The 2,707-nt window shown below is 59.6% G+C and carries 4 protein-coding genes and 1 pseudogene; 3 read left to right on the top strand and 2 right to left on the bottom strand.

Features of this window, described 5'->3' with window-relative positions; all coding sequences use genetic code 11:
* Positions 1–233 (bottom strand): hypothetical protein (locus AC1D34_RS36375; protein WP_476826885.1); only part of this gene is annotated, 233 nt, incomplete at its 3' end.
* A gap of 404 nt (positions 234–637) precedes the next feature.
* Here AC1D34_RS36375 and AC1D34_RS36370 point away from each other — a divergent pair.
* The gene (locus AC1D34_RS36370) at positions 638–796 is read left to right on the top strand and encodes a hypothetical protein (protein WP_441507960.1); all 159 of its coding nucleotides are present in this window, start codon (positions 638–640) and stop codon (positions 794–796) included.
* Between the two features lie 80 nt (positions 797–876).
* On the opposite strand, the gene AC1D34_RS36365 is transcribed toward AC1D34_RS36370, so the two are convergent.
* The gene (locus AC1D34_RS36365; protein WP_441507961.1) at positions 877–1,008 is read right to left on the bottom strand and encodes a hypothetical protein; all 132 of its coding nucleotides are present in this window, start codon (positions 1,006–1,008) and stop codon (positions 877–879) included.
* 286 nt (positions 1,009–1,294) lie between these two features.
* On the opposite strand from AC1D34_RS36365, the gene AC1D34_RS36360 reads away from it, so the two are divergent.
* Together AC1D34_RS36360 and AC1D34_RS36355 are read left to right on the top strand one after the other, a co-directional pair.
* Positions 1,295–1,777: a hypothetical protein gene (locus AC1D34_RS36360; RefSeq protein ID WP_441507962.1), complete on the top strand. Its 483-nt coding sequence runs from the start codon at positions 1,295–1,297 to the stop codon at positions 1,775–1,777.
* 32 nt (positions 1,778–1,809) lie between these two features.
* Positions 1,810–2,026 (top strand): annotated as a pseudogene (locus AC1D34_RS36355) (DDE-type integrase/transposase/recombinase); the annotation flags it as partial.
* Positions 2,027–2,707 lie beyond the last annotated feature (681 nt).

Genomic DNA, 2,707 nt, shown 5'->3' with positions numbered 1-2,707 from the left:
GTCCTGCCCTTCGCGACGGCGAAGTCGAATAGCTTCGGCTCAAGGTCGGCGAGGTCGGCCGACTGGTATTCGCGGTTCCCGATGACCAGGCCGAAGGTTCCGCCCGGCAGGCGCTCGATATAGAGCGAGCCGAGATAGAGATATCCCGGTGCGCCATCGGCCCGATCATCGGCGATGGCCGCACCTATATCGGAGCACTCGGTGCGGGTGGCGATGAATTCTTCGCGCGTCATTCCCGTTCCTTCTTTCCGTTCGTCAACGACCCGTCTGCTGACGCACCAGGCATAACGACAATCTTTCGTATCACAAGGCGGGCGATGGGCGTTTCCAGACACGGCGAGTGGGCGGACCCGCCGTGCCTGGATCGCCTCGTCCAAGGCTTGCGCCCCGAACCAGATCAGTTGTGCAGCGCAAGTGACCACAAAACGTGTAGATGAGACGGTCCCAGCGGCAGTCTCGGGCCTCTTTGCTTTTGGTCCTTTGCGCGGCGGCTGGAATCCTCAGTATCAAATCGGCGGCGCAAATCATGCGCCGGGAGTGCTTAAGCAATCGTATGTATTGCGAGCCGTCATCGTCGGGATGGAGGGGCGCGTATTAACCGAACATCGCTGCCACCGGCTGCGCCGGGCGGCGTGAGGTGTCACGCGCCGAATTCCGCTATGCAGCCGATTTGCGTTATGTCGACCAGGCCTATGAACTGACCGTGCCTGCGCGGCGCCGTGTCTCCGTGGAGCTGGCGGAGCATCTGTTCGTTCCCTTTGGCGAGGAACTCTTCCTGCTGTTCCTTCGGCAGTAGCCGCACCTTTTGAACAAGTACGGACACGGCGTGATCCCCCTCGTCCGAGAACATCGAGTACATCTCACGGGACATCGTCGTCATCCCGGTTGGACAGGCCGATCTCGACAAATTCGTCCCTCGAACTGGTCAAGCAGAGCGCCCACCGCTGCCTGCTCTTCGGCGAGGAACTTGGCTTCGAGGTGTTTTTCCAGATCGATGATGTTGCCCATGTCATCCCCTCCAACCACACGATGTCTCATCGAAGTACGGGGACTCCAAGTATACTCTGCGGCCATGCCTGGGTCACATCTTCCGGTATCAACACATCAACCGGAGCAATATCAATGTATATCGCCATCCTGCTGACCCTCTTCGGGCTTTGCACCCTGCCGTTCTGGAAGCCAGCTCGTGATCTGGCGTGATAACCGCGTCGGCTTGAATCCGCCACGCGCTTGAGTTTCGATGTTCCTGGTATCGATCCCATCCTGTGACTGCCGCGGCTGGGAACACTGAACAATGAAGACCGTGATCAGGACCTTGATGATCTGCGTCGCTCTTCTGGCGCGCGCTTCCGCACAGGCCGAAGAACTCCCCGGCAAGAGGATTTCCAACAAGAACGTCACCACCAACAAAAAGGTGGCGGCTTACAACCAGGGCTACGCCTCGGCCATGGCCACCGACGTCTGCAATCACCACCTCAACAAGCAATTTCTGAAGGTCCTCGACGAGGACCTGAGAAACGCCATGGACGGCACCTTCATCGATGACCCTATACTGGAGCCGCATTGGAAGAAGGGCCAAGACGATGCCAAGGCCCAGGGCATGGCGGCCCTTGATGCCGAAAACGGCCTAGCTATCGATGCCCTCTGCCGCAAGGCTCAGAAGTTGCCGATGCTGAAGGGCTACTACAAGTGGTTGGACGAGACGGCCTTCACTGAGCACTACGGAAAGATGTGCCGGGAAACCCCGGGCTATTACATGTGCAAGACGAAGCGTTGAGGTCTGGCAGGGCTCCTGCTTCCGCCTGGTGCAACAATCGCGTGGAGAATTCGCATCAGCCTATACGACGACGAGAGCGCAAGATGCAGGGTTTCAAGAGCCCRGGTTCAGCCCAGAGATTTCTCTCCACTCACGCAGCCACTCCAACGCCTTCAATGTCCAGCGCCATCTCACATTTCCGCGAAGACCCACCGAGCTTTTCGCTCTTCGGCGATGGCGGCGTGGTGGGCGGCCGCCGCGGCCACCTGATCGAGATCGTCAACCAGTGTTGTCGCGTCGATCGTTCGACAACGTGACAATGCCGAACAACGCCTTCAATGGCAGCGACCGTCCGACCGCCTACCGAACTTGGTGCTCGTCGTCGAATGAATGCTCCTGAGAAGGTGGGTCACCGTACGACGTGCCCTGGGGAGTGATGGCCATTTGGCAATCGGTGACGACCGTCTGCTCGGTTCGCATGCCCGACCCCAGCGCCTGCACTTCCCCGCGAATGTACGCCAGTATGTCCGCGCCGTTTCCCTCCGCTGGAATTGATAGGTGCCCCTGCACCTGGAATACGCCCTCCATCTGAACGCAGCCGGATATCCGGGGTGCTGTCGCTGAGCGAGGGCGGTCCGAGACCCTGCCTGGCGCCACCGGGCGCACGCGGACCATTCCCTGGCGTCCCGGCAAACTGCGCACTCGAAGGCGCTGCGACCAGAAGAGACAGCATGAACGACACAGCAGCGAGGAAGCGGTACTTCACGGTCAAGACTTTCCCAAACTCCATTGTGGTTGGCTAGGGGTCTGTCTAATTGAGACCAGCGTGCCACGGCGCGCGCTTAGAGCCGGATTCAAAAGTTCACGCGGGTTTGCAATGTCTTGCGATGCGGCGTGTGAGCATGCGGATGCTGGCGATATGAGCGAAGGCGGTCGCGCTTTCGATGGATT

It is taken from the genome of Allobosea sp. P1_A7 (genome assembly GCF_056406775.1).
The sequence above is the reverse complement of the archived record's forward strand: the minus strand, read 5'-3'. Positions and strand labels throughout refer to the sequence as shown.